This window comes from Brevibacterium rongguiense, from assembly GCF_009857845.1.
Lineage (GTDB): Bacteria > Actinomycetota > Actinomycetes > Actinomycetales > Brevibacteriaceae > Brevibacterium > Brevibacterium rongguiense.
The window spans coordinates 38245-55316 of the sequence record NZ_WWEQ01000009.1 but is presented as its reverse complement, the minus strand read 5'-3'; the positions used below and the strand labels follow the sequence as shown (position 1 = coordinate 55316).

16 protein-coding genes are annotated in these 17072 nt (G+C 73.1%); 12 read left to right on the top strand and 4 right to left on the bottom strand.

The features are described from left to right. Positions 1 to 139: 139 nt before the first annotated feature. Positions 140 to 1282 carry a thiolase family protein gene (locus GSY69_RS03575; RefSeq protein WP_160952513.1) on the bottom strand — a complete coding sequence of 381 codons (1143 nt, stop codon included), beginning with the start codon at positions 1280 to 1282 and terminating at the stop codon, positions 140 to 142. Between the two features lie 150 nt (positions 1283 to 1432). Continuing rightward, positions 1433 to 2191 carry a PaaI family thioesterase gene (locus tag GSY69_RS03570; protein ID WP_160952512.1) on the bottom strand — a complete coding sequence of 253 codons (759 nt, stop codon included), beginning with the start codon at positions 2189 to 2191 and terminating at the stop codon, positions 1433 to 1435. A 345-nt stretch (positions 2192 to 2536) separates the two neighbouring features. On the opposite strand from GSY69_RS03570, the gene GSY69_RS03565 reads away from it, so the two are divergent. The 5 genes from GSY69_RS03565 (at position 2537) to GSY69_RS03545 (ending at position 8536) form a co-directional block, all read left to right on the top strand. After that, a complete protein-coding gene (locus tag GSY69_RS03565) occupies positions 2537 to 3571 on the top strand; it encodes an NADPH:quinone oxidoreductase family protein (RefSeq protein ID WP_160952511.1) in 1035 nt (344 codons plus the stop codon). Between the two features lie 3 nt (positions 3572 to 3574). Continuing rightward, on the top strand, positions 3575 to 4459 hold the full coding sequence (locus GSY69_RS03560; RefSeq protein WP_160952510.1) for an enoyl-CoA hydratase-related protein: 885 nt from the start codon (positions 3575 to 3577) through the stop codon (positions 4457 to 4459). Positions 4460 to 4576: 117 nt separating this feature from the next. Then, positions 4577 to 6220, top strand: coding sequence for a long-chain fatty acid--CoA ligase (locus GSY69_RS03555; protein WP_326957225.1), 1644 nt, complete (start codon positions 4577 to 4579; stop codon positions 6218 to 6220). Beyond that, positions 6217 to 6726, top strand: coding sequence for a GyrI-like domain-containing protein (locus tag GSY69_RS03550; RefSeq protein WP_160952509.1), 510 nt, complete (start codon positions 6217 to 6219; stop codon positions 6724 to 6726). The genes GSY69_RS03555 and GSY69_RS03550 overlap by 4 nt, the downstream gene beginning before the upstream one ends. Before the next feature lie 307 nt (positions 6727 to 7033). Then, a complete protein-coding gene (locus GSY69_RS03545; RefSeq protein WP_160952508.1) occupies positions 7034 to 8536 on the top strand; it encodes a peptide MFS transporter in 1503 nt (500 codons plus the stop codon). A 211-nt stretch (positions 8537 to 8747) separates the two neighbouring features. Here GSY69_RS03545 and GSY69_RS03540 read toward each other — a convergent pair whose 3' ends face one another. Further along, positions 8748 to 9599: a hypothetical protein gene (locus tag GSY69_RS03540; RefSeq protein WP_160952507.1), complete on the bottom strand. Its 852-nt coding sequence runs from the start codon at positions 9597 to 9599 to the stop codon at positions 8748 to 8750. A gap of 144 nt (positions 9600 to 9743) precedes the next feature. Here GSY69_RS03540 and GSY69_RS03535 point away from each other — a divergent pair, with 144 nt between their 5' ends. After that, positions 9744 to 11033 carry a 3-hydroxyacyl-CoA dehydrogenase NAD-binding domain-containing protein gene (locus GSY69_RS03535; protein ID WP_160952506.1) on the top strand — a complete coding sequence of 430 codons (1290 nt, stop codon included), beginning with the start codon at positions 9744 to 9746 and terminating at the stop codon, positions 11031 to 11033. 138 nt (positions 11034 to 11171) lie between these two features. Here the strand turns inward: GSY69_RS03535 and GSY69_RS03530 are convergent, their stop codons facing one another. Further along, a complete protein-coding gene (locus tag GSY69_RS03530; protein WP_160952505.1) occupies positions 11172 to 11528 on the bottom strand; it encodes a nuclear transport factor 2 family protein in 357 nt (118 codons plus the stop codon). A gap of 379 nt (positions 11529 to 11907) precedes the next feature. Here GSY69_RS03530 and GSY69_RS03525 point away from each other — a divergent pair, with 379 nt between their 5' ends. From GSY69_RS03525 to GSY69_RS03500, 6 genes are all read left to right on the top strand, one after another. Further along, positions 11908 to 13284, top strand: coding sequence for an NAD-dependent succinate-semialdehyde dehydrogenase (locus GSY69_RS03525; RefSeq protein WP_160952504.1), 1377 nt, complete (start codon positions 11908 to 11910; stop codon positions 13282 to 13284). Between the two features lie 253 nt (positions 13285 to 13537). Next, the gene (locus GSY69_RS03520; RefSeq protein ID WP_202410783.1) at positions 13538 to 14155 is read left to right on the top strand and encodes an antibiotic biosynthesis monooxygenase; all 618 of its coding nucleotides are present in this window, start codon (positions 13538 to 13540) and stop codon (positions 14153 to 14155) included. Positions 14156 to 14253: 98 nt separating this feature from the next. Next, positions 14254 to 14877 (top strand): helix-turn-helix domain-containing protein, encoded by a 624-nt coding sequence (locus GSY69_RS03515; RefSeq protein WP_160952503.1) that lies wholly within the window; start codon positions 14254 to 14256, stop codon positions 14875 to 14877. Then, positions 14874 to 15671, top strand: coding sequence for a LysE family translocator (locus GSY69_RS03510; RefSeq protein WP_160952502.1), 798 nt, complete (start codon positions 14874 to 14876; stop codon positions 15669 to 15671). Before GSY69_RS03515 ends, GSY69_RS03510 begins: the two co-directional genes overlap by 4 nt. A gap of 171 nt (positions 15672 to 15842) precedes the next feature. Continuing rightward, positions 15843 to 16475, top strand: a complete 633-nt coding sequence (locus GSY69_RS03505; protein ID WP_160952501.1) for a DNA-3-methyladenine glycosylase I — start codon at positions 15843 to 15845, stop codon at positions 16473 to 16475. 106 nt (positions 16476 to 16581) lie between these two features. Then, the gene (locus tag GSY69_RS03500; protein WP_160952500.1) at positions 16582 to 17049 is read left to right on the top strand and encodes an NUDIX hydrolase; all 468 of its coding nucleotides are present in this window, start codon (positions 16582 to 16584) and stop codon (positions 17047 to 17049) included. Positions 17050 to 17072: the final 23 nt, after the last annotated feature.

The following is a 17072-nucleotide window of genomic DNA, read 5'->3' as shown; positions in this document are numbered from 1 at the left end:
GATGCCGTTTCGACACCTCCGGAATCCGGCGGGCTGCAGCGGGTGGCGCGGCAGCGCACCTCCCTCACGGCGCGGGAGTGCCGGTGGAGCGCTCCCGTGGCCCGGGCGGCGCTCGACGAGCCGCCGCCCGGTCCCGGGCTCAGAGCAGTTCGAGGATGGTGGCGTTGGCCTGGCCGCCGCCCTCGCACATGGTCTGCAGGCCGTAGCGGATGTCGTTGTCCACCATGTTGTGCACCATCGTCGTCATGAGCCGCGCGCCGGAGCCGCCCAGCGGGTGGCCCAGGGCGATCGCACCGCCGTGCGGGTTGAGCAGGTCCGTCTCCGCCCCGGTCTCCTGCAGCCAGGCCAGCGGCACGGGCGCGAACGCCTCGTTGACCTCGAAGGTGCCGATGTCGGAAATGCTCAGCCCGGACTTCTTGAGCGCCTTGGCGGTGGCCGGGATGGGGGCGGTGAGCATGATGACGGGGTCAGCGCCGGCGAGCACGGCGGTGTGGATGCGCGCGAGCGGCTTGAGGCCCAGCTCCGCGGCCTTCTCGGAGGTCATCATGAGCAGCGCGGCCGAGCCGTCGGAGATCTGCGAGGCATTGCCCGCGGTGACCACGCCGTCCTCCTTGAACACGGTCTTGAGCTTGCCGAGGCCATCGAGGGTCCCGCCGCGGCGGATGCCCTCGTCCTTCGACACGGTGCCGTCCGCCGTCTCGACCGGCACGATCTGCCCGTCGAACGCACCCGCGTCCTGGGCTCGGGCGGCGAGTTCGTGCGAGCGGAGGCTGAATTCGTCGAGCTGCTGGCGGCTGAAGCCCCAGCGCTCGGCGATCATCTCCGCGCCCACGCCCTGGTTGGGCCGCACACCGTCGTAGCGCTCCATGTACTTGGGGCCGAACGCGTCCTTGCCCTGTGAGGAGGAGCCCATGGGGTTGCGCGACATCGACTCGACGCCGCCGGCCACGACGACGTCGTACTGCCCGGCGATGAGGCCCGCGGCCGCGAAGTGCACGGCCTGCTGGGATGAGCCGCACTGCCGGTCGACGGTGACGCCGGTGACCGACTCGGGGAAGCCCGCAGCCAGGGCGGCGGTGCGCGCGATGTCACCGGTCTGCTCGCCGGCCTGGGTCACGCAGCCCCACACGACGTCGTCGATGATGGCCGGGTCCACGCCTGCGGTGGCGACGAGGTCGCTGAGGACGGTGGCCGACAGATCGACGGGGTGGACGCCGGCCAGGGCGCCCTCGCGCTTGCCGGTGGGGGTGCGGCGGGCTGCCACGATGACTGCGTCGGACATGACGACTCCTTTGTCGGGTTCTCGGGTAGGCGTGAGGGGCTCGGGTCCGCGGTGCGCCGGTGGGGCGTCCGGCCGGAGCCGGGGGCTCGCGGGCACTGAACGAATGTTCGGCAACAGCCTACACTTCGCCGTGCGGTGCCGTTCGGGGTCTCAGCCCGCCTCGCGCGGGGCGACCCACAGGCCCGTGGCGCGGGCGGTGATCGTGTCCCCGTGGGCCACGGTGCCGGCCAGGAAGCGCTTGCGGCCCTCGGTCCGCTCGATCCAGCCGCGCACCGTGAGCGGCGCGTCGAGCGGGGTGGCGGCCAGGTATTCGACCTCGAGTACCCGCGTGTACGCCGGTGCCGCGCCCTTCGGGTGTGCCGCGGAGCCGAGCACCTGGTCGAGCATGAGGCACACGATCCCGCCGTGCACCCGTTCCGGGGGCCCCTGGTACTGCAGCGGCAGGCTGGCCCGCCCCACCGCGGAGCCGTCGGCCTCCCGCTCGATGACGAGCGGCGGGGCCAGCGGGTTGCGCGGCGAGCTGATGGGGGTGATGTCGCCGCGCCGCACGGGCGAATCGTCCTCGTCGGGCCCGACGGCCCCACTCCTGCTGGCAGGCTCCTGCCCGTGGTGCGCGGCCGGCCGGGCGCGGGTGTCCGCCGGGGGCGTGCCGTCCGCGGGCGCAGGACCGGCCAGGCCGCCGAGGCGGGCGGCCAGTTCGCGCAGCTGTGCGGCAAGGCGGGCCTCGTCGCCCGCGGAGACGAGGGCGGTGGCGAGTTCGCGGCCCAGCGCGGCGGCCCGCTCGGCGAGGCCGCGGGCGCCGTCTGCGCTCGTCGCCGCACCGTCGCCCGGGGCATCCGGAGCGTCCGCGGCATCCGGGGTGTTCGCGGTGCTCGCCGCTCCGGGGCCGGCCTGGGGTGCGCTTGTCATGGGGTGTTCTCCGTTCGTGGGGCGGTGTGGCTGTGCGGCTGTGCAGGCGGGGTGCGGGCGCGGCGGGCGCAGCCGGCCGCACCGCGGACCGGACATTCGTTCGTGCGGATTGAAGACTACCGCGCCCGCGGCTCCACCCCCTCCCGGCGCCGCGGAGCGGACCCAGAGCCGTCCGGCGAGCGGCGCGCCGCCGCCCACTTCTTGAACAATCGTTCGAACCCCTTATAGGCTCAGCGCCAAGCACCCGCGCGTGCCGGGCGACCGTGTGCCCCACGGCCGCCGCAGCGCAGCGGGCCAGCCGTGCAGCGCACCCCGTCGTACCGCGCACCCCGTCGAAGGAGACACATGAAAGCCGTTCAGATCAGCGAGCTCACCGGCCCGCAGGCAGTCGCGAGCGCCGAGGTTGAGCGGCCCGCGCCCGGCCCCGGCCAGACGCTCATCCGGGTCGCCGCCGCCGGCGTGACGTTCCCCGAGCTCCTGCAGACCCGCGGGATGTACCAGGCGAAGCACGAGCTGCCGTACACCGCGGGCTCCGAGGGCGCCGGCACCGTCGAGGAGGCCGGGCCCGGCTCCGCATTCGCCGTAGGCGACCGGGTGGCGTTCATCGGCGGCAAGGGCTCCTGGGCCGAATACGCGATCGCCGATGACACGGCCACGCTCGCGCTGCCGGACTCCATGTCGTTCCGCACGGCGGCCGGCATCCCCATGAACATCCTCACCGCGGACTTCGCCCTGCGCGTGCGCGGCGGCCTGCAGCCGGGCCAGACCGTCCTCGTCCACGGGGCCGCCGGTGGCCTGGGCATCGCGCTCATCCAGGTGGCGCTCGCCATGGGCGCCGAGGTCATCGCCGTCGTCTCCACGGAGGAGAAGGCCGCGGTCGTCCGCGAGGTGGGCGCCCAGCACGTCGTGCTGGCGGAGGGTTTCAAGGACGCGGTCAAGGAGGCCTTCCCGCGCGGTGTGGACCTCGTGGCCGATCCCGTGGGCGGCGATCGCTTCACCGACTCGCTGCGCACCCTCGCCCCGTTCGGCACCCTCCTGGTGCTCGGCTTCACCGCCGGATCCATCCCGGAGGTCAAGGTCAACCGCCTGCTGCTGGGCAACATCGCCGTCGCCGGCGTCGCCTGGGGTGAGGCCTCGCGCCTGGACCCCACGCTCATCCAGAGCCAGTGGAAGGTGCTCCTGCCGTACGCGGAGGACGGGCGCCTCGACCCCCACATCCACGCCGTCTACGGCTTCGACGACGCGCCCGCGGCCCTCGCCGAGCTCGACGGCCGGGCCGTGCGCGGCAAGGTCCTTCTGGTCCCCGGCGACCCCGCGGCCAGTGACGGTGACCCCGCTGCCGGCGACGCCGCCGGCACCGCTGCCGGAACGGAGGCCTGAGCGATGACGAGCCCCGATGCGCCCACCTCCGGCGCGGCCAGCACCGGCGCCCAGGACCTCACGACGAATGACGGCCTGCGCGTCGTCCTCGACGCCGCCGGCGTCATGACGGTGGCCTTCAACCGCCCGGAGACGCTCAACGCGCTCACCCGGGACGTGGGCCTCGCCCTCCTCGAGGCGCTCGAGACCGCCGCCGCGCGCGCCCGCGTCCTCGTGCTCACCGGCAGCGAGCGGGCGTTCTGCTCCGGCGCCGACCTCAGCGGCGGCGCGTCCTCCGCGAGCGCATCCTCCGAGGGCTCCGAGGCCCCCGGGGGTGCAGCGGACGGTGCCGCGCGCGCGAAGGGCGTCGGCCTCGACGTCATCAACGAGGCGATCCGGCGGATCCGCGACCTGCCGATCCCGTCCATCGCCGCGGTCTCCGGGCCCGCCGCCGGGGTGGGCTGCTCGTTTGCCCTCATCTGCGACTACGTGGTGATGAGCGAGAAGTCCTATCTCATGCTCGCGTTCGCCAAGATCGGCCTCATGCCCGATGGCGGCGCCACGGCGCTCGTCGCGGCCAGCGCCGGGCGCCACCGCGCCCTGCGCATGGCGCTGTCCGCGGAGAAGGTCTACGCCGACCGCGCACTGGAGTGGGGCCTGGCCAGCGAGGTCGCCGCGCCCGAGGCGTACCTCACCCGCGCGCTCGAACTGGCCGCGGGCTTCGCGGCCGGCCCGACCAAGGCCCTGGGCACCACCGAGCTCGCGATCAACGCCGCCACCCTGGGCGGCCTCGACGCCGCCCTCGACCGCGAGGAGGAGGGCCAGCAGCGACTGCTGGCCAGCCCGGACTTCGCGGAGGGCTCGGCGGCCTTCCGGGAGAAGCGCGCGCCCGTGTTCACGGACAAGTAGCCCTGCGCCTCGGCGGCGGGCGCACCCGAGCCCGCCGGTCGGGGATTGCGCACTCCAGCCACCACCCACCAGCCCAGCACCGCCGGGGCGACCCGGCACGGAAGACAAGGAGCGGCGATGCCGCAGCACATGCTCAAGGGAATCGCCTCGACACAGGGCGACAGCTACCCCCTCAACACGACGACCTTCCTCAAGCGGGCGGCCCGCCTGTTCCCGCACCAGGAGATCGTCTACCGCACCGCGGACGGCGGCTGGGCGCGCACGGACTACGGCGCCTACGGCAAGCGGGTCAGCCGCCTGGCCAACGCCCTGGGCGAGCTGGGCATCGGCGCGGGCACGATGGTGGGCGTGCTCGACTGGAACAACCTGCGCCACTTCGAGCTGTACTTCGGCGTGCCCGCCGTGGGCGCCACGTTCCTCCAGCTCAACCTGCGCCTGGCCCCGGACGACGTCGAATACGTCGCGGACCACTCGCAGGCCAAGTGGATCTTCGTCGACGAGTCGCTGCTGCCGGTCGCGGAGGCGCTGGCGCCCAAGATCTACGCGCAGGGCTGGGTGGTCATGAGCGACCGGCCGGCCTCGGAGATCGAGACGAGCCTGCCCAACGTCCACTTCTACGAGGACCTCCTCGCGCAGGCCTCGGACGAGTACGACTACCCCCTCATCGAGGAGACGACGGCGGCCTACGCGGGCTACACGACCGGCACGACCGGCCGGCCCAAGGGGATCTACTACTCGCACCGCTCCATCTACCTGCACACCCTGTCGATCATGGCCGCGCTCAAGGCCAGCTACGACGAGGTCGTCATGCCGGTCACGCCCATGTTCCACGTGCTGTCCTGGGGCTTCCCCCAGATGGCCCTGGCCGCGGGCGCCAAGCTCGTGCTGCCGGGCCGCTTCAGCGCGGAGGACATCGGGCAGGTCGCGGATGCCCTGGCCGCCGAGCACGTGACGATCGCCAACGGCGCGCCCTCGCTGTTCGCCCCCATGCTCGAGCACTTCCGCGCCCAGGATGAGGCACCGGACCTCAGCAGCACGCGCCTCATCTCCGGCTCCACCGAGCCCCCGCTCTCGCTCATGCGCGGCTTCCGCGACGCCACCGGCGCCGATGTCATCCACGCCTACGGCGCCTCGGAGACCACGCCGCTCGTCACGACGAACTGGAAGCTCAAGCCGGACATGGCGGGCCTGAGCGAGGCGGAGCAGTGGGACCTCAAGCGCTCGCAGGGCCTCTACGTGCCCGGCATCGAGGTCAAGGTCGTCGACCCGGAGGGCAACGAGCTGCCCTGGGACGGCAAGTCCATGGGCGAGGTGCTGCTGCGCGGGCCGTGGATCACGGAGAGCTACTTCAAGCTCGACGACTCCGCCGACCGGTTCCTCGACGGCTGGTGGCGCTCCGGGGACGTCGGCATGTTCTACGAGAACGGCTACCTCAAGCTCACCGACCGACTCAAGGACGTCATCAAGTCCGGCGGCGAGTGGATCTCCTCGATCGACATGGAGAACGCGATCCTCGACAACCCCAAGGTCCTCGAGGCCGCGGTGATCGGCGTGCCGGATGAGAAGTTCCAGGAGCGCCCCGTGGCCTACGTCGTCACGCGCAAGGGCGAGGAGCTCACCCAGGAGCAGGTCAACGAGGGGCTGCTCGGCCGGTTCGCCAAGTGGCAGCTGCCCGACCAGGTGATCTTCACCGACGAGCTGCCGCGCACCTCCGTGGGCAAGCTCGACAAGAAGCTGCTGCGCAAGGACTGGGAGAAGTGAGCCGCGCCGCGGCGGCGGGCGCGGGAGGCGGCCCGGCGGTGGAGATCGCCAAGTGCGCCGCGGTGCCCACCGCCGCCGCGGCCTTCGCGGACGTGGCCTTCGACCGCCTGCCGGAGCTCTACGACCGCGTGTTCTCCCAGCTCTTCGCCGCGCTCGTGGGCCGCGGCATCGAGCCCGCCGGTGCCCCGTACGGGCTCTACACGCGGGTGGGCGAGACCGTGGACGTGCAGATCGGCGTGCCGCTGGGCGCCGCGCTCGTGGAGCCGTTCGCGCTCGACGAGGAGGTGGAGATCCGCGGCTTCGAGCTGCCGGCCGGCACCGTCGCCAGCACCGTCCACGTGGGCGGCTACGACGGGCTGCCCGCCGCGTGGCAGGCACTGGTCGCGGAGCTCCGGGCCGCCGGCCGCGAGGCCGTCCAGCCCTGCTGGGAGGTCTACCTCGACCAGCCGCAGCCCGGTGGCGATCCCCGCGGGCTGCGCACCGAGCTCGTCACGCTGGTGCGCTGAGCGCTGCGTGCCCACCTGCACCCCGCGCCTCGCAGCCCCCGCCCGGTGCCCCGCGCCTCGGCGCCGGTGCTCGCACCCCGGACCACCGGCCCATCCGACCTGAACGGTGCCGGTGCCGCGCGGGTGTAGGGTGGCTCACCGTTGACCGGCGGCCGCCCACGCGGTGGCCATGTCACGGCCGAGGGCGGAGCGCGCGCGTCAGCGCGGCCCGCCCTCGGCCCTGCGCGCGTGCGCAGCCGAACCCCTGCCCCGCGCACACCCGCGCGGGGCAGTGCCGCGCCCTGGAGAGCAACGGAGAACCGCCCGCATGACCGAGCCCCGCTCGAAGCAGCCCCACCTCAAGCACCTGCCGGCCACCGACGACGCGGTCGTCCAGCAGGACCGGCGCTTCTTCGGCCACCCGCTGCCGCTGTCGCAGCTGTTCGGCCTGGAGCTGTGGGAGCGCTTCTCCTACTACGGCATGACCGGCGTGCTCGCGATCTACCTGTACTCCTCGATCGCCGACGGCGGCCTGGCCATGGACCGGCCGGTGGCGCTCGCGATCGTGGGCGCCTACGGCGGCGCCGTCTTCCTCGCCACGATCCTGGGCTCGTGGATCGCCGACCGCGTGCTCGGCAGCGAGCGCGTGCTCCTCTATTCGGCGTTCATCATCATGTTCGGCCACATCGCGCTCGCCCTGCTCACCGGGTTCGGCGGCGTGGCGGTGGGCCTCGTGCTCATCGCGCTGGGCTCGGGCGGGCTCAAGGCCACGGCCAGCGCGATCGTCGGCAGCCTCTACACGGACAACGATCCCCGCCGCGATGCCGGCTTCTCCATCTTCTACATGGGCGTCAACGTGGGCGCCCTGCTGGGCCCCTTCGTCACCGGCCTGCTGCAGGACACGATCGGCTTCCACATCGCCTTCGGCGCGGCGGCCGTGGGCATGGCGCTGGGCCTGGGCATCTACCTGACCGGCCGCAAGCGCCTGCCGGAGAGCGCGCAGCTCGTGCCCGACCCCATCGCCCTCAACCGGGTGTGGCTCGTCGTCCTCGCGGTCCTCGCCGGTGTGTGCGCGATCGCGCTGCTGTGGCTGACCGGCGCGATGAACCCGGACAACCTGGCCTGGTGGACCGCGGGCGTGTCCGCGCTGGCCGCCGTCGTCTACTTCACGGTCATCCTCTCCAACCGCCGCGTCAGCGCCGACGAGAAGTCCCGGACCCGGTCCTTCATCGCCTTCTTCCTGGCCTCCGTCGTGTTCTGGGCCCTCTACCAGCAGGTGTTCTCCGTCCTCACCGCGTACTCGGACACCCGGATGAACCGCACGATCCTCGGCTGGCAGGCGCCCGTCGCGTGGATCGCGCTCATCCCCGCCGCATGGGTCATCGTCCTGGCGCCGTTCGCCTCCCTGCTGTGGGTGAAGCTGGGCGAGCGGCAGCCCTCCACACCGGTGAAGTTCGGCCTTGCCCTCTTGTCGATCGGCGGGGCGTACCTGCTGTTCCTGCCGTTCTCCGGCGCGGGCCCCAACGCCACCCCGGTGCTCTACGTGGCGTTCGTGCTCATGCTGTTCGTCGTGGGCGAGCTCATGCTCAGCCCCGTGGGCCTCTCGCTGGCCACGAAGCTCTCGCCCAAGGTCTTCAAGGCGCAGATGATCGCGCTGTTCTACCTCGCCTCGGCCGTGGGCACCGCGCTCTCCGGCGTCTTCGCCGAGTACTACGACGAGGCCAACCAGGTCCCGTACTGGACGACGCTGGGGCTCGCCTCGATCGCCGTGGGCGTCGTCATCCTGCTCATCGCCAAGCCGCTGCTGGCCATGATGCGCGGCATCCGGTAGGAGCCGCCGAGGCGCGGGCCGGGCGGCGCCGCTGCCGCGGCCCAGGCAGCATGGCCGGCGCGGGCAGGGTGACGCTGCTGCGCTAGCCGGACAGCATGGCTGGCGCGGGCAGGGCGGTGTGGCCCCGTAGCCGGGCGCGTCGGGCCGGCTCGGGACCGAGCGCATGGGGTCGGCGTGCGGCCGGGCGCGCGCTCGGCGTGCGCGTGGAGCCTCAGGCGTGCGTGAGGATGTACTCGCCGGTGCGCGTGAAGCCGACGATCTCCCACCCGTCGGCCAGCAGGCCGGTGAGCGCGGTGCGCAGCGCCTCGCGCCAGCGGGTGGCGAGTTCGGGGTTGTCCCCGCGCAGCGATTCGATGTCCGCGGGAACGCGCGCGGAGACGTAATCGGCCGTGCGCGGCACCTCGGTCAGCACCGGCTCGCCCGCCTCATCGCAGGTGAGGGCCGGGCTGCAGCGCTCGGCGACGTCGGCCGGCAGTGCCTCGCGCCGGGCGGGGCGGTCCAGGCGCCAGGAGACGAGCATGCGGTCGGAGGCCTGGCCCGCGTTGACGCCGTCGCGCATCTGGCCGTAGAAGTCCTCGAAGTACTCCTGCGCGCTCGTGCCCAGGCGGTGGAAGTTGAAGTAGGCGTTGCGCGCGATCAGCGGATCGAAGGTCCACGTCATCTGGCGGATCCCGTGGCTGAGGCACCAGAGCCGCTGGTGGAGCTTCATCGCCGCGCCGGTCCCGCGGCCCACCTGGTCGTGGCGCACACCGGCGATGTGGGAGTGCATGACCTTGCCCAGCGGCGCCCCGAAGAACCCGACGGTCACACCGATCAGCTCGTCCGAATCCGCGGTGTAGGCCCCGGCGACGTAGTTCCCGGAGTGGGCGAGGGCCACGAGCAGCCCGGATTCCAGCACGGTGGTCCCGGCCTGGCCCACGTTCCACACCTCGTCGAGGAGCAGTGAGGCATCGGCGGCCTCCTGCGCGGAGTGCAGGAGCCGCATCTCGATGCCGGCGGCCTCCTGGGCCGCGGCGAGTTCGTCTTCGGCAACGGCAAGGACCTGCGAATCGATGGCGCTCATGCCGCCATTGTGCCACCGGGGGCGGACACCGGGACAGGAAGACACGGGCCGGTGCGGCCCGCGGGTGTGCGGGGGCCTCCGCGGGCACAGACCGGGGCGCCCAGCGCGGCCGCGGCGCCGGCGGCACGGGGCTAGTGTGAGGGCATGAGCGAAGACCCCCGCGGGCCGGACCCCCGGCCGGAAGCCACGAGTGCGCCCACGGACGGGGGAGGCTCGTTCGCCTTCGACCCGGCGCTCGATCCGCCCGTGCCGGATCCCCAGGAGGGCGACCCCGCGGGGCAGGCCGCGGGCCCGGGCGGGGATGCCTGCCCCGTGGGCGACGAGCGCGGGGCGGGCGGCATCTCGGGCGACCGGGTGCACACCGGCGGTGCGGCGGCGGATAGCGCGCCGGCCGGCCAGGGGCACGAGGACGTGCGCGCACTCCTCGAGACGGGCCGCGCCGCGGTGATCGGCGCGGGGCTCATCGGACTGTCATGGGCGCGGCTGTTCGCCTCCTGCGGCCTGGACGTGCGCATCGCCGACCCGCGGCCGGACCTTGAGGCGGCGGTTGAAGCGCTGCGCGAATCGCTTGCCGTGCAGGCGGGGGAGGGCACCGGGTCGATCGAGCTCGCCCAGTCGGTGGGCGAGGCGCTCGACGGCGCCGGCCTCGTCCAGGAGAGCGGGCCCGAGCGCCCGGAGCTCAAGGCCCAGCTGTTCGCCGACATCGCCGAGGCGGCTCCGCGCGACGCGCTGCTCGCCTCCTCGTCCTCGGCGATCCCGGCCACCCAGCTGGCCAAGCGGCTCGACGATGCGGCGGCGGCCCGCATCCTCATCGCCCACCCGTTCAACCCGCCGCACCTCATGCCGCTCGTCGAGATCGTGCCGGGGGAGCGCACGGCGCCCGAGGCCGTGGCGCGGGCGCGCGCGATCTACGCCGCGCTGGGCCGCGAGCCCGTGGTGCTCGAGCGCGAGATGCACGGCTTCATCGGCAACCGGCTGCAGAACGCGGTGCTGCGCGAGGCCGCCTACCTCGTCCAGCAGGGGGTGGCCGGCGTCGAGGACATCGACCGCGCCGTGACGAATTCGCTGGGCGTGCGCTGGGCCGCCGTGGGCCCGCTCGAGGGCATGCACCTAGGCGGGGGAGAGGCCGGTCTGGCGGGCTTCATGGAGCACATCGGGCCCAGCTTCGCGGCGATCGAGGAGGCCGCACCGGACATGTCGGAGGCCGGCATGAAGCCGGTGGTCGAGCAGGCCGTAGCCGCCTACGGGCTGCCGCCGCGCCCGGAGCTCGCCGCCCGCCGCGACCGTATCCAGGCCGGGGTGCTCGACGTCCGGGCCGCGCAGGCGCGGGCGGAGTCACCGGCCGAGGCGCAGCACGCGGAGGCAGAGCGCTTGGAGGCACAGCAGCCGGGGGAGCGGTCCCGAGGGGCGCACTCGCCCGAGGAGCAGGAGTAGCGGGGGAGGCGCAGCCGCCCGGGGCGCAGCATCCGGAAGGCGCAGTCACCCGAGGACTAGCAGCAGGGGGCGCGGATCCGCGAGGCGCGGCCGCCCGGGGCGCTGCCGAGCCGAGGTGCCGGGCCCGGCGCCCGGGCTCTACACCGCCGCGCGGTAGAAGAAGCTGCGGCGATTGGCGATGAGGCCGTCCGCGTCGAACTGGAAGAAGTCCGCGAAGCCCTCGTGCGCCTCGGCGCCGGACTTGAGCACGCCGTCGAAGGTCCCGTGCACGGCGGCGCGATCGCCGTCGACGATCACCTGCGCGATGGTGTGCGCCCCGGAGTCGATGACGCGCTCGCCCTTGTAGAACGAGCGGATGGCCTCGCCGACCATCGTGTCGTAGCCCGGCCGGTCGTAGCTGCCGTCGGCGGCGAAGAGGTCCGCGGTGGCGTCCGGATCGCCGGCATCGACGGTGGCGTAGTAGCGGCGGGCGAGTTCCTCGGTCGATGCGCTCATGGCGGCTCCTCGGCGGCTGGGGCGGGGGTGAACCCGCCGGCTGGCTGTGCGTCGGGCGGCCCGTGCCGCCCTGTGCGCCACGGTACCGCGGCCGGCCCGCCCACCGCGCCCGAGGTGCGCCCAAGGTGCGTTCGAGTCGCGCCCAGGGTGTGCCCGAGTCTCGCGCCAGAGATGCGCCCGAACCGCGCCCACGGTGCCCCGAGGCGCCCTCGCCCGCACCTCGGCACCGGCGAGCGCGCCGCCAGTGAACTCCAAGCGCGCGCCCCTTGTGAGGAGCCGAGCGCAGGCAATAGCGTGACGGGCAGGACGGTGCCATGCGGAATCCCGGTTCGGGCAGTGCCGCCCCGGCAGTTCCCCACCCGCTATCGAAAGGTTCGCGATGTCGAAATACCAGGTCGTCAATCCCGCCAACGGCGAGCTCGTCGAGGAGTTCCCCACGGCCACGGATGACCAGATCAAGGATGCGCTGAGCCGCAGCCACAGCGAGTTCTCCTCCTGGCGCGCCACCCCCGTCGAGGAGCGCACGAAGGCGCTCGCCAAGGTCGCGGAGATCTACTCCGAGCGCGCCGAGGAGCTCGCGGAGATCATCAAGCTCGAGATGGGCAAGGCGGTCCCGGAGGGCAAGGGCGAAGTCGCGCTGTGCTCGCTCATCTTCAAGTACTTCGCGGACAACGCGCAGGCCTTCATCGAGGACGAGCCGCTGCGCGGGCCCAAGAACGCGGACGCGTTCCTGCTGCGCAAGCCGGTGGGCTCGATCCTGGGCATCATGCCCTGGAACTTCCCCTACTACCAGGTGGCCCGCTTCGCCGCCCCGAACCTGGCGCTGGGCAACACGATCCTGCTCAAGCACGCGCCCCAGTGCCCCCGCTCGGCGCAGGCCATCGAGGAGATCTTCCACGAGGCCGGCGTGCCCCAGGACGCCTACATCAACATCTACGCGACGAACGAGCAGATCTCCGACATCATCCTGCCCGACCCCCGCAACCAGGGCGTCTCGCTGACCGGTTCGGAGCGCGCGGGCGCCTCCGTGGCGGCCGAGGCCGGCAAGAACCTCAAGAAGGTCGTGCTGGAGCTGGGCGGCTCGGACCCCTACGTCGTGCTCGACTCCGAGGACGTGGCGAAGACCGCGGAGACCCTGTTCAAGACCCGCATGGGCAACACGGGCCAGGCGTGCAACTCGCCCAAGCGCATGATCGTCATGGATGACATCTACGACGACTTCGTCTCCTCGATCACGGAGGCCGCGAAGGCGACCGCGCCCGCGGATCCCTACGCCGACCCGGAGGGCCTGAGCCCGCTGTCCTCCGTGGCGGCGAAGGACCGATTCGTCGAGCAGGTCGAGGACACGGTCTCCGAGGGCGCGACGCTGCTGGCCGGCGGCCAGGCCTACGACGGTCCCGGCGCCTACGTGCAGCCGGTCGTGCTCACCGACGTCAAGCCCGGGATGCGCGGGTACTACGAGGAGCTGTTCGGCCCGGCCGTCATCGTCTACAAGGTCTCGAGCGACGAGGAGGCCGTCGAGCTGGCCAATGACACGCCCTTCGGCCTGGGCTCGGCGGTGTTCTCCACGGACCTCGAGCGCGCGGACCGCGTGGGCAGCCAGATCGACTCCGGCATGGTGTTCCTCAACGGCCCGGAGCAGACCCGCGAGTTCCTGCCCTTCGGCGGCGTCAAGCGCTCCGGTGTGGGCCGCGAGCTGGGCCCGCTGGCCATGGACGAGTTCTGCAACAAGCAGCTCTACTACAAGAACCGCTGAGCGGCACCCCGGCCCGCACCTCCGGCTCCGCCGCCGAGGTGCGGGCCGGTTTCGCGTCTTGGCCCGGCTGCCGCTGGGCTGGCGCCACCGTGCGGGTGGGCGCCGCCCCTGTCCGGTCCGGCTGCGCCCCCGCCGGGTTGGGTGGCGCCCCTGTCCGGTGCGGCGGTGCCCCTCTCCGGTCCGGCGGCGCTGCTTCCGCCCGCCCCGCCCACCCGCGCGCGGCTGCCGGGGTCCGCTCTGCTTCACTGTGGGGATGAGCGATTCCGTCACCGTCCAGATCACCCGCGAGGTCGAGCCCGCCGCCGAGTCCAAGGTGGAGCGCTGGGTGGCACGCGGGCAGGCCCTGCTGACGGGGCGCGAGGGCTACATGGGCTCCGGCTGGGTGCGGGCGCGCGCGGATTCGCACACGTGGCACATGCTCTACCGGTTTGCCGATCACGCGTCGATGCGGCAGTGGGAGGAGTCCGCCGAGCGCCGGGCCTGGGCGGCCGAGCTCGCCGACTTCGTCCACTCCGAGCGCGCCGAGCGGCGCACCGGCATCGAGGGCTGGTTCGACGCCGAGCCGTTCGCCGAGCAGGCGCCGGGCGATCCGGCCCCGCCGCGCTGGAAGCAGATGATCGTCATCTTCACGGGCTTCTTCCCCATGAGCTACCTGGGCAACCTGGCAGTCGGGGCGCTCGTGCCCCACACCTGGCCGCTCATCCTGCGCGTGCTGCTCACGATCATGCTCGTCATGCCGTTCATGGTCTACTTCATCCTCCCGTGGACCACGCGGCTCTACCAGCCCTGGCTGGCCCGGCCCCGCCGCGCCCGGAGCAACTCCGACGGGTCTGACCGGGGTGCGGGCGGCACTGGGTCAGCGCACGGCTGAGCCTCGGCTCCACACCCGAATCGCCCGCTGCGCCGCCCGGGAGCGACTCGCACAAACGTTCAGTGTACTGAACGCTTTGTTTGCTTTACTGTGAAGTCATGAGTACATGGCAGAGCACCGTCAGCGCCCGCATCGCGGCCATCCGCGCCCACCGCGGCCTCTCGCTCTCCGCGCTCGCCAAGCGCGCGGAGATCTCGAAGGCCACGCTGTCCGGCATCGAGGCCGGCACGGGCAACCCCACCCTCGACACCATCGAGTCACTGGCCGTGGCCCTGGCCATTCCCGTGGCCGACCTCCTGGCCCACGATGAGCGCTCCACGACGGTGAGCCGCGCCCCGCGCGACGGCGAGCGCCTCGCCGTGCCCCCGGACATCGCCCAGGAGCTCATGCTGCGCCTGCCCTCGGTGCGCTCGTGGGAGTTCTGGCGGCTGCGCATGCCGCCGGGCGCCCGCTTCGACGGCGTCCACCACGTGCCCGGCACCGCGGAGCTCATCCTCATCGTCGCAGGCTCGATGTCCGCTGGCCCGCAGGATGAGGCCGTGGAGCTGGGGCCCGGCGACCTCGTCGAGTTCGCCGGCGACTGCGCCCACGCTTACACCGCGGGCCCGGATGGTTGCCACGCGCTGGTCGCCCTGGGCTCGCAGGGCGACGGCGGTCCCGCCGCCGAGGCGCCGGCCGGTGCCCGCTCCGGCTCACCTCGGGCGCGGGGAGGCGTGCGATGACCGCCGCAACGTGGCTCGTCCTGCTGGGCACCTGGGCCGCCGCGGTCGTCTCGCCGGGCCCCGACTTCGTGGCCGTGCTGCGGGCCTCCCTGCGCGGGGGGATCGCAGCGGGGCTGCGGGTGGCCGCCGGAGTCGTGGCGGGTATCAGCACGTGGATCACCGCGGCGCTCATCGGCATCACCGCCCTCGTGTCGTCCAATCCGACCGTGTACCTGGTGGTGCGCTGGGCCGGTGCGCTCTTCCTCTTCGGCTACGGCCTGCGGATCCTGTGGTCGGTCATCCGCGCCAAGCGCGCCCAGCGCGCCGCCGCCAGCGCACCCGCGGTGGCCCTCGTGCCCGACCGCGCGGGGGGTGGGGGAGCAGCGGCCGGGGCCGGCCCCGGGACACCCGGACACGAGGACGCGGACCTCGGCGAGGAGGACCTTGGCGAGGCGAGTCGCGGGGCAGGTTCGCCCGCGCCCCAGGTGGGCGCGGTAGCGGGGCGCCGCCCCAGGTCAGAGGTCTGGGCGGACCTGCGCCTGGGCTACCTGACGAACACCGTGGGCAACCCCAAGGCAGTCGTGTTCTTCGGAGCGCTGTTCGCCTCGCTGCTGCCGCACGGGATCGGGGCGGGGCAGTCGGTGCTCGTGGGCCTGGCCATGGCCGCGATCGCCATGGCGTTCTTCGCCTCGCTGGCCCTGGCCGCCAGCCGCCCCGTGGTGATCCGTGCCTACGAGCGCGCGGAGACCGCCATCGACACGGTGCTGGGCTGCCTGTTCGCGGTGCTGGGAATCGCGCTGCTGCCGCTGTGGTGAGCGCTGTCCACAGGGCTGACCTGGCCCGATCCTCTGCCATCGCGCGGAGGTGCGCGGTCCGTAGACTCGGCCCACCCCGCGGGCGGGCGACGTGCGGGACAGGAGCCCCGCGCAGCACGGGGTGGGAGCCCCGCGTGGCGCGCAGCGGGCAGGAGAGGACACTGGTAGGCGATGGAGAAGACAGCGGACCAGACTCAGCAGCCCGGCCGCCCCCTGGGCGCCGTGACCGGGGACGATGGGCGGGCGCGGACCCCGTGGGCGTACGGCCACCCGCTCCTGTTCGAGTACTACGACACCGAGTGGGGCGAACCGGTCGAAGACGAGGCCGGCATGTTCGAGCGCGTCGTGCTCGAGGGCGCCCAGGCGGGCCTGTCCTGGCTCACGATCCTCAAGAAGCGGCCGCGCTACCGCCAGGTCTTCGCGGACTTCGACGTGGACGCGGTCGCCGCGTTCGATGCCGCGAAGATCGACGAGCTGCTGGCCGATCCCGGGATCATCCGCAACCGCGGGAAGGTCGAATCGGCGGTGAACAACGCGCGCCGGACCATCGAGCTGCGCGCGGACGGCGGCCTCGTGGCGTTCATCGAGTCGTTTGCCCCGGCCGTGAGCCCCGAGCCGCGCACGGTCGCGGAGATCCCCACGGTCAGCGCCGAATCCACCGCGCTGTCGAAGGCGCTGCGGGCGCGCTCCTTCCGCTTCGTGGGGCCCACCACCATGCACGCGCTGCTCGAGGCCACCGGCCTCATCGACACCCACCTCATGGACTCGTGGCGGCGCGGCGTCTCGGGCCGCTTCCCGCGGTGAGCGCGGCGGCCGGAGGGCAGACTGTGGGAGCGCAGGGAGACTGTGGGTGCGCAGGGAGCACGTACCGGTGAGCGAGGAGGATGCCCGGGTGCCTAAGGAGAATGGAATGGCGGGTCAGGAGAATCGCCTGGCGGGCGAGCGCACGATCGTCGTGGCGGCCGTCCTCATCGCCCACCCGCGGCGCCGCGAGGTGCTCATGGTGCGCAAACGGGGGACGAGCGCCTTCATGCTGCCCGGTGGGAAGCCCGCTGCGGGCGAGAGCATGCTCGATGCCATTCTCCGCGAGGCAGCGGAGGAGCTGGGGGTCGAGCTGGAGCCGGGGCGGCTCGCGGAGCTCGGCACGTGGACGGCTGCCGCGGCCAATGAGGCCGGCTTCACCGTCACCGGCACCGTCTTCGCCTATCGGGGGACACCGGCCGGGCTGGATGTCGCGGCGCCCGCGGTGCACCAGGAGATCGCAGCGGCGGGCTGGTTCCCCGCCGAGCTGCCGGCCGATGACGACCGGCGGCAGTTCGCGCCGCTCACCCGCGACTTCGCCCTCCACCACCTGCCGGAGTGGTTCTTCGCCGCCTGATGCTGCCCCTGCGGCCGGGCATG

Coding starts and splice junctions, on each gene's coding strand:
- GSY69_RS03575 (WP_160952513.1), bottom strand. CDS start 1,282: ATGTCCGACGCAGTCATCGTGGCAGCCCGCCGCACCCCCACCGGCAAG.
- GSY69_RS03570 (WP_160952512.1), bottom strand. CDS start 2,191: ATGACAAGCGCACCCCAGGCCGGCCCCGGAGCGGCGAGCACCGCGAAC.
- GSY69_RS03565 (WP_160952511.1), top strand. CDS start 2,537: ATGAAAGCCGTTCAGATCAGCGAGCTCACCGGCCCGCAGGCAGTCGCG.
- GSY69_RS03560 (WP_160952510.1), top strand. CDS start 3,575: ATGACGAGCCCCGATGCGCCCACCTCCGGCGCGGCCAGCACCGGCGCC.
- GSY69_RS03555 (WP_326957225.1), top strand. CDS start 4,577: ATGCCGCAGCACATGCTCAAGGGAATCGCCTCGACACAGGGCGACAGC.
- GSY69_RS03545 (WP_160952508.1), top strand. CDS start 7,034: ATGACCGAGCCCCGCTCGAAGCAGCCCCACCTCAAGCACCTGCCGGCC.
- GSY69_RS03540 (WP_160952507.1), bottom strand. CDS start 9,599: ATGAGCGCCATCGATTCGCAGGTCCTTGCCGTTGCCGAAGACGAACTC.
- GSY69_RS03535 (WP_160952506.1), top strand. CDS start 9,744: ATGAGCGAAGACCCCCGCGGGCCGGACCCCCGGCCGGAAGCCACGAGT.
- GSY69_RS03530 (WP_160952505.1), bottom strand. CDS start 11,528: ATGAGCGCATCGACCGAGGAACTCGCCCGCCGCTACTACGCCACCGTC.
- GSY69_RS03525 (WP_160952504.1), top strand. CDS start 11,908: ATGTCGAAATACCAGGTCGTCAATCCCGCCAACGGCGAGCTCGTCGAG.
- GSY69_RS03520 (WP_202410783.1), top strand. CDS start 13,538: ATGAGCGATTCCGTCACCGTCCAGATCACCCGCGAGGTCGAGCCCGCC.
- GSY69_RS03515 (WP_160952503.1), top strand. CDS start 14,254: ATGAGTACATGGCAGAGCACCGTCAGCGCCCGCATCGCGGCCATCCGC.
- GSY69_RS03510 (WP_160952502.1), top strand. CDS start 14,874: ATGACCGCCGCAACGTGGCTCGTCCTGCTGGGCACCTGGGCCGCCGCG.
- GSY69_RS03505 (WP_160952501.1), top strand. CDS start 15,843: ATGGAGAAGACAGCGGACCAGACTCAGCAGCCCGGCCGCCCCCTGGGC.
- GSY69_RS03500 (WP_160952500.1), top strand. CDS start 16,582: ATGGCGGGTCAGGAGAATCGCCTGGCGGGCGAGCGCACGATCGTCGTG.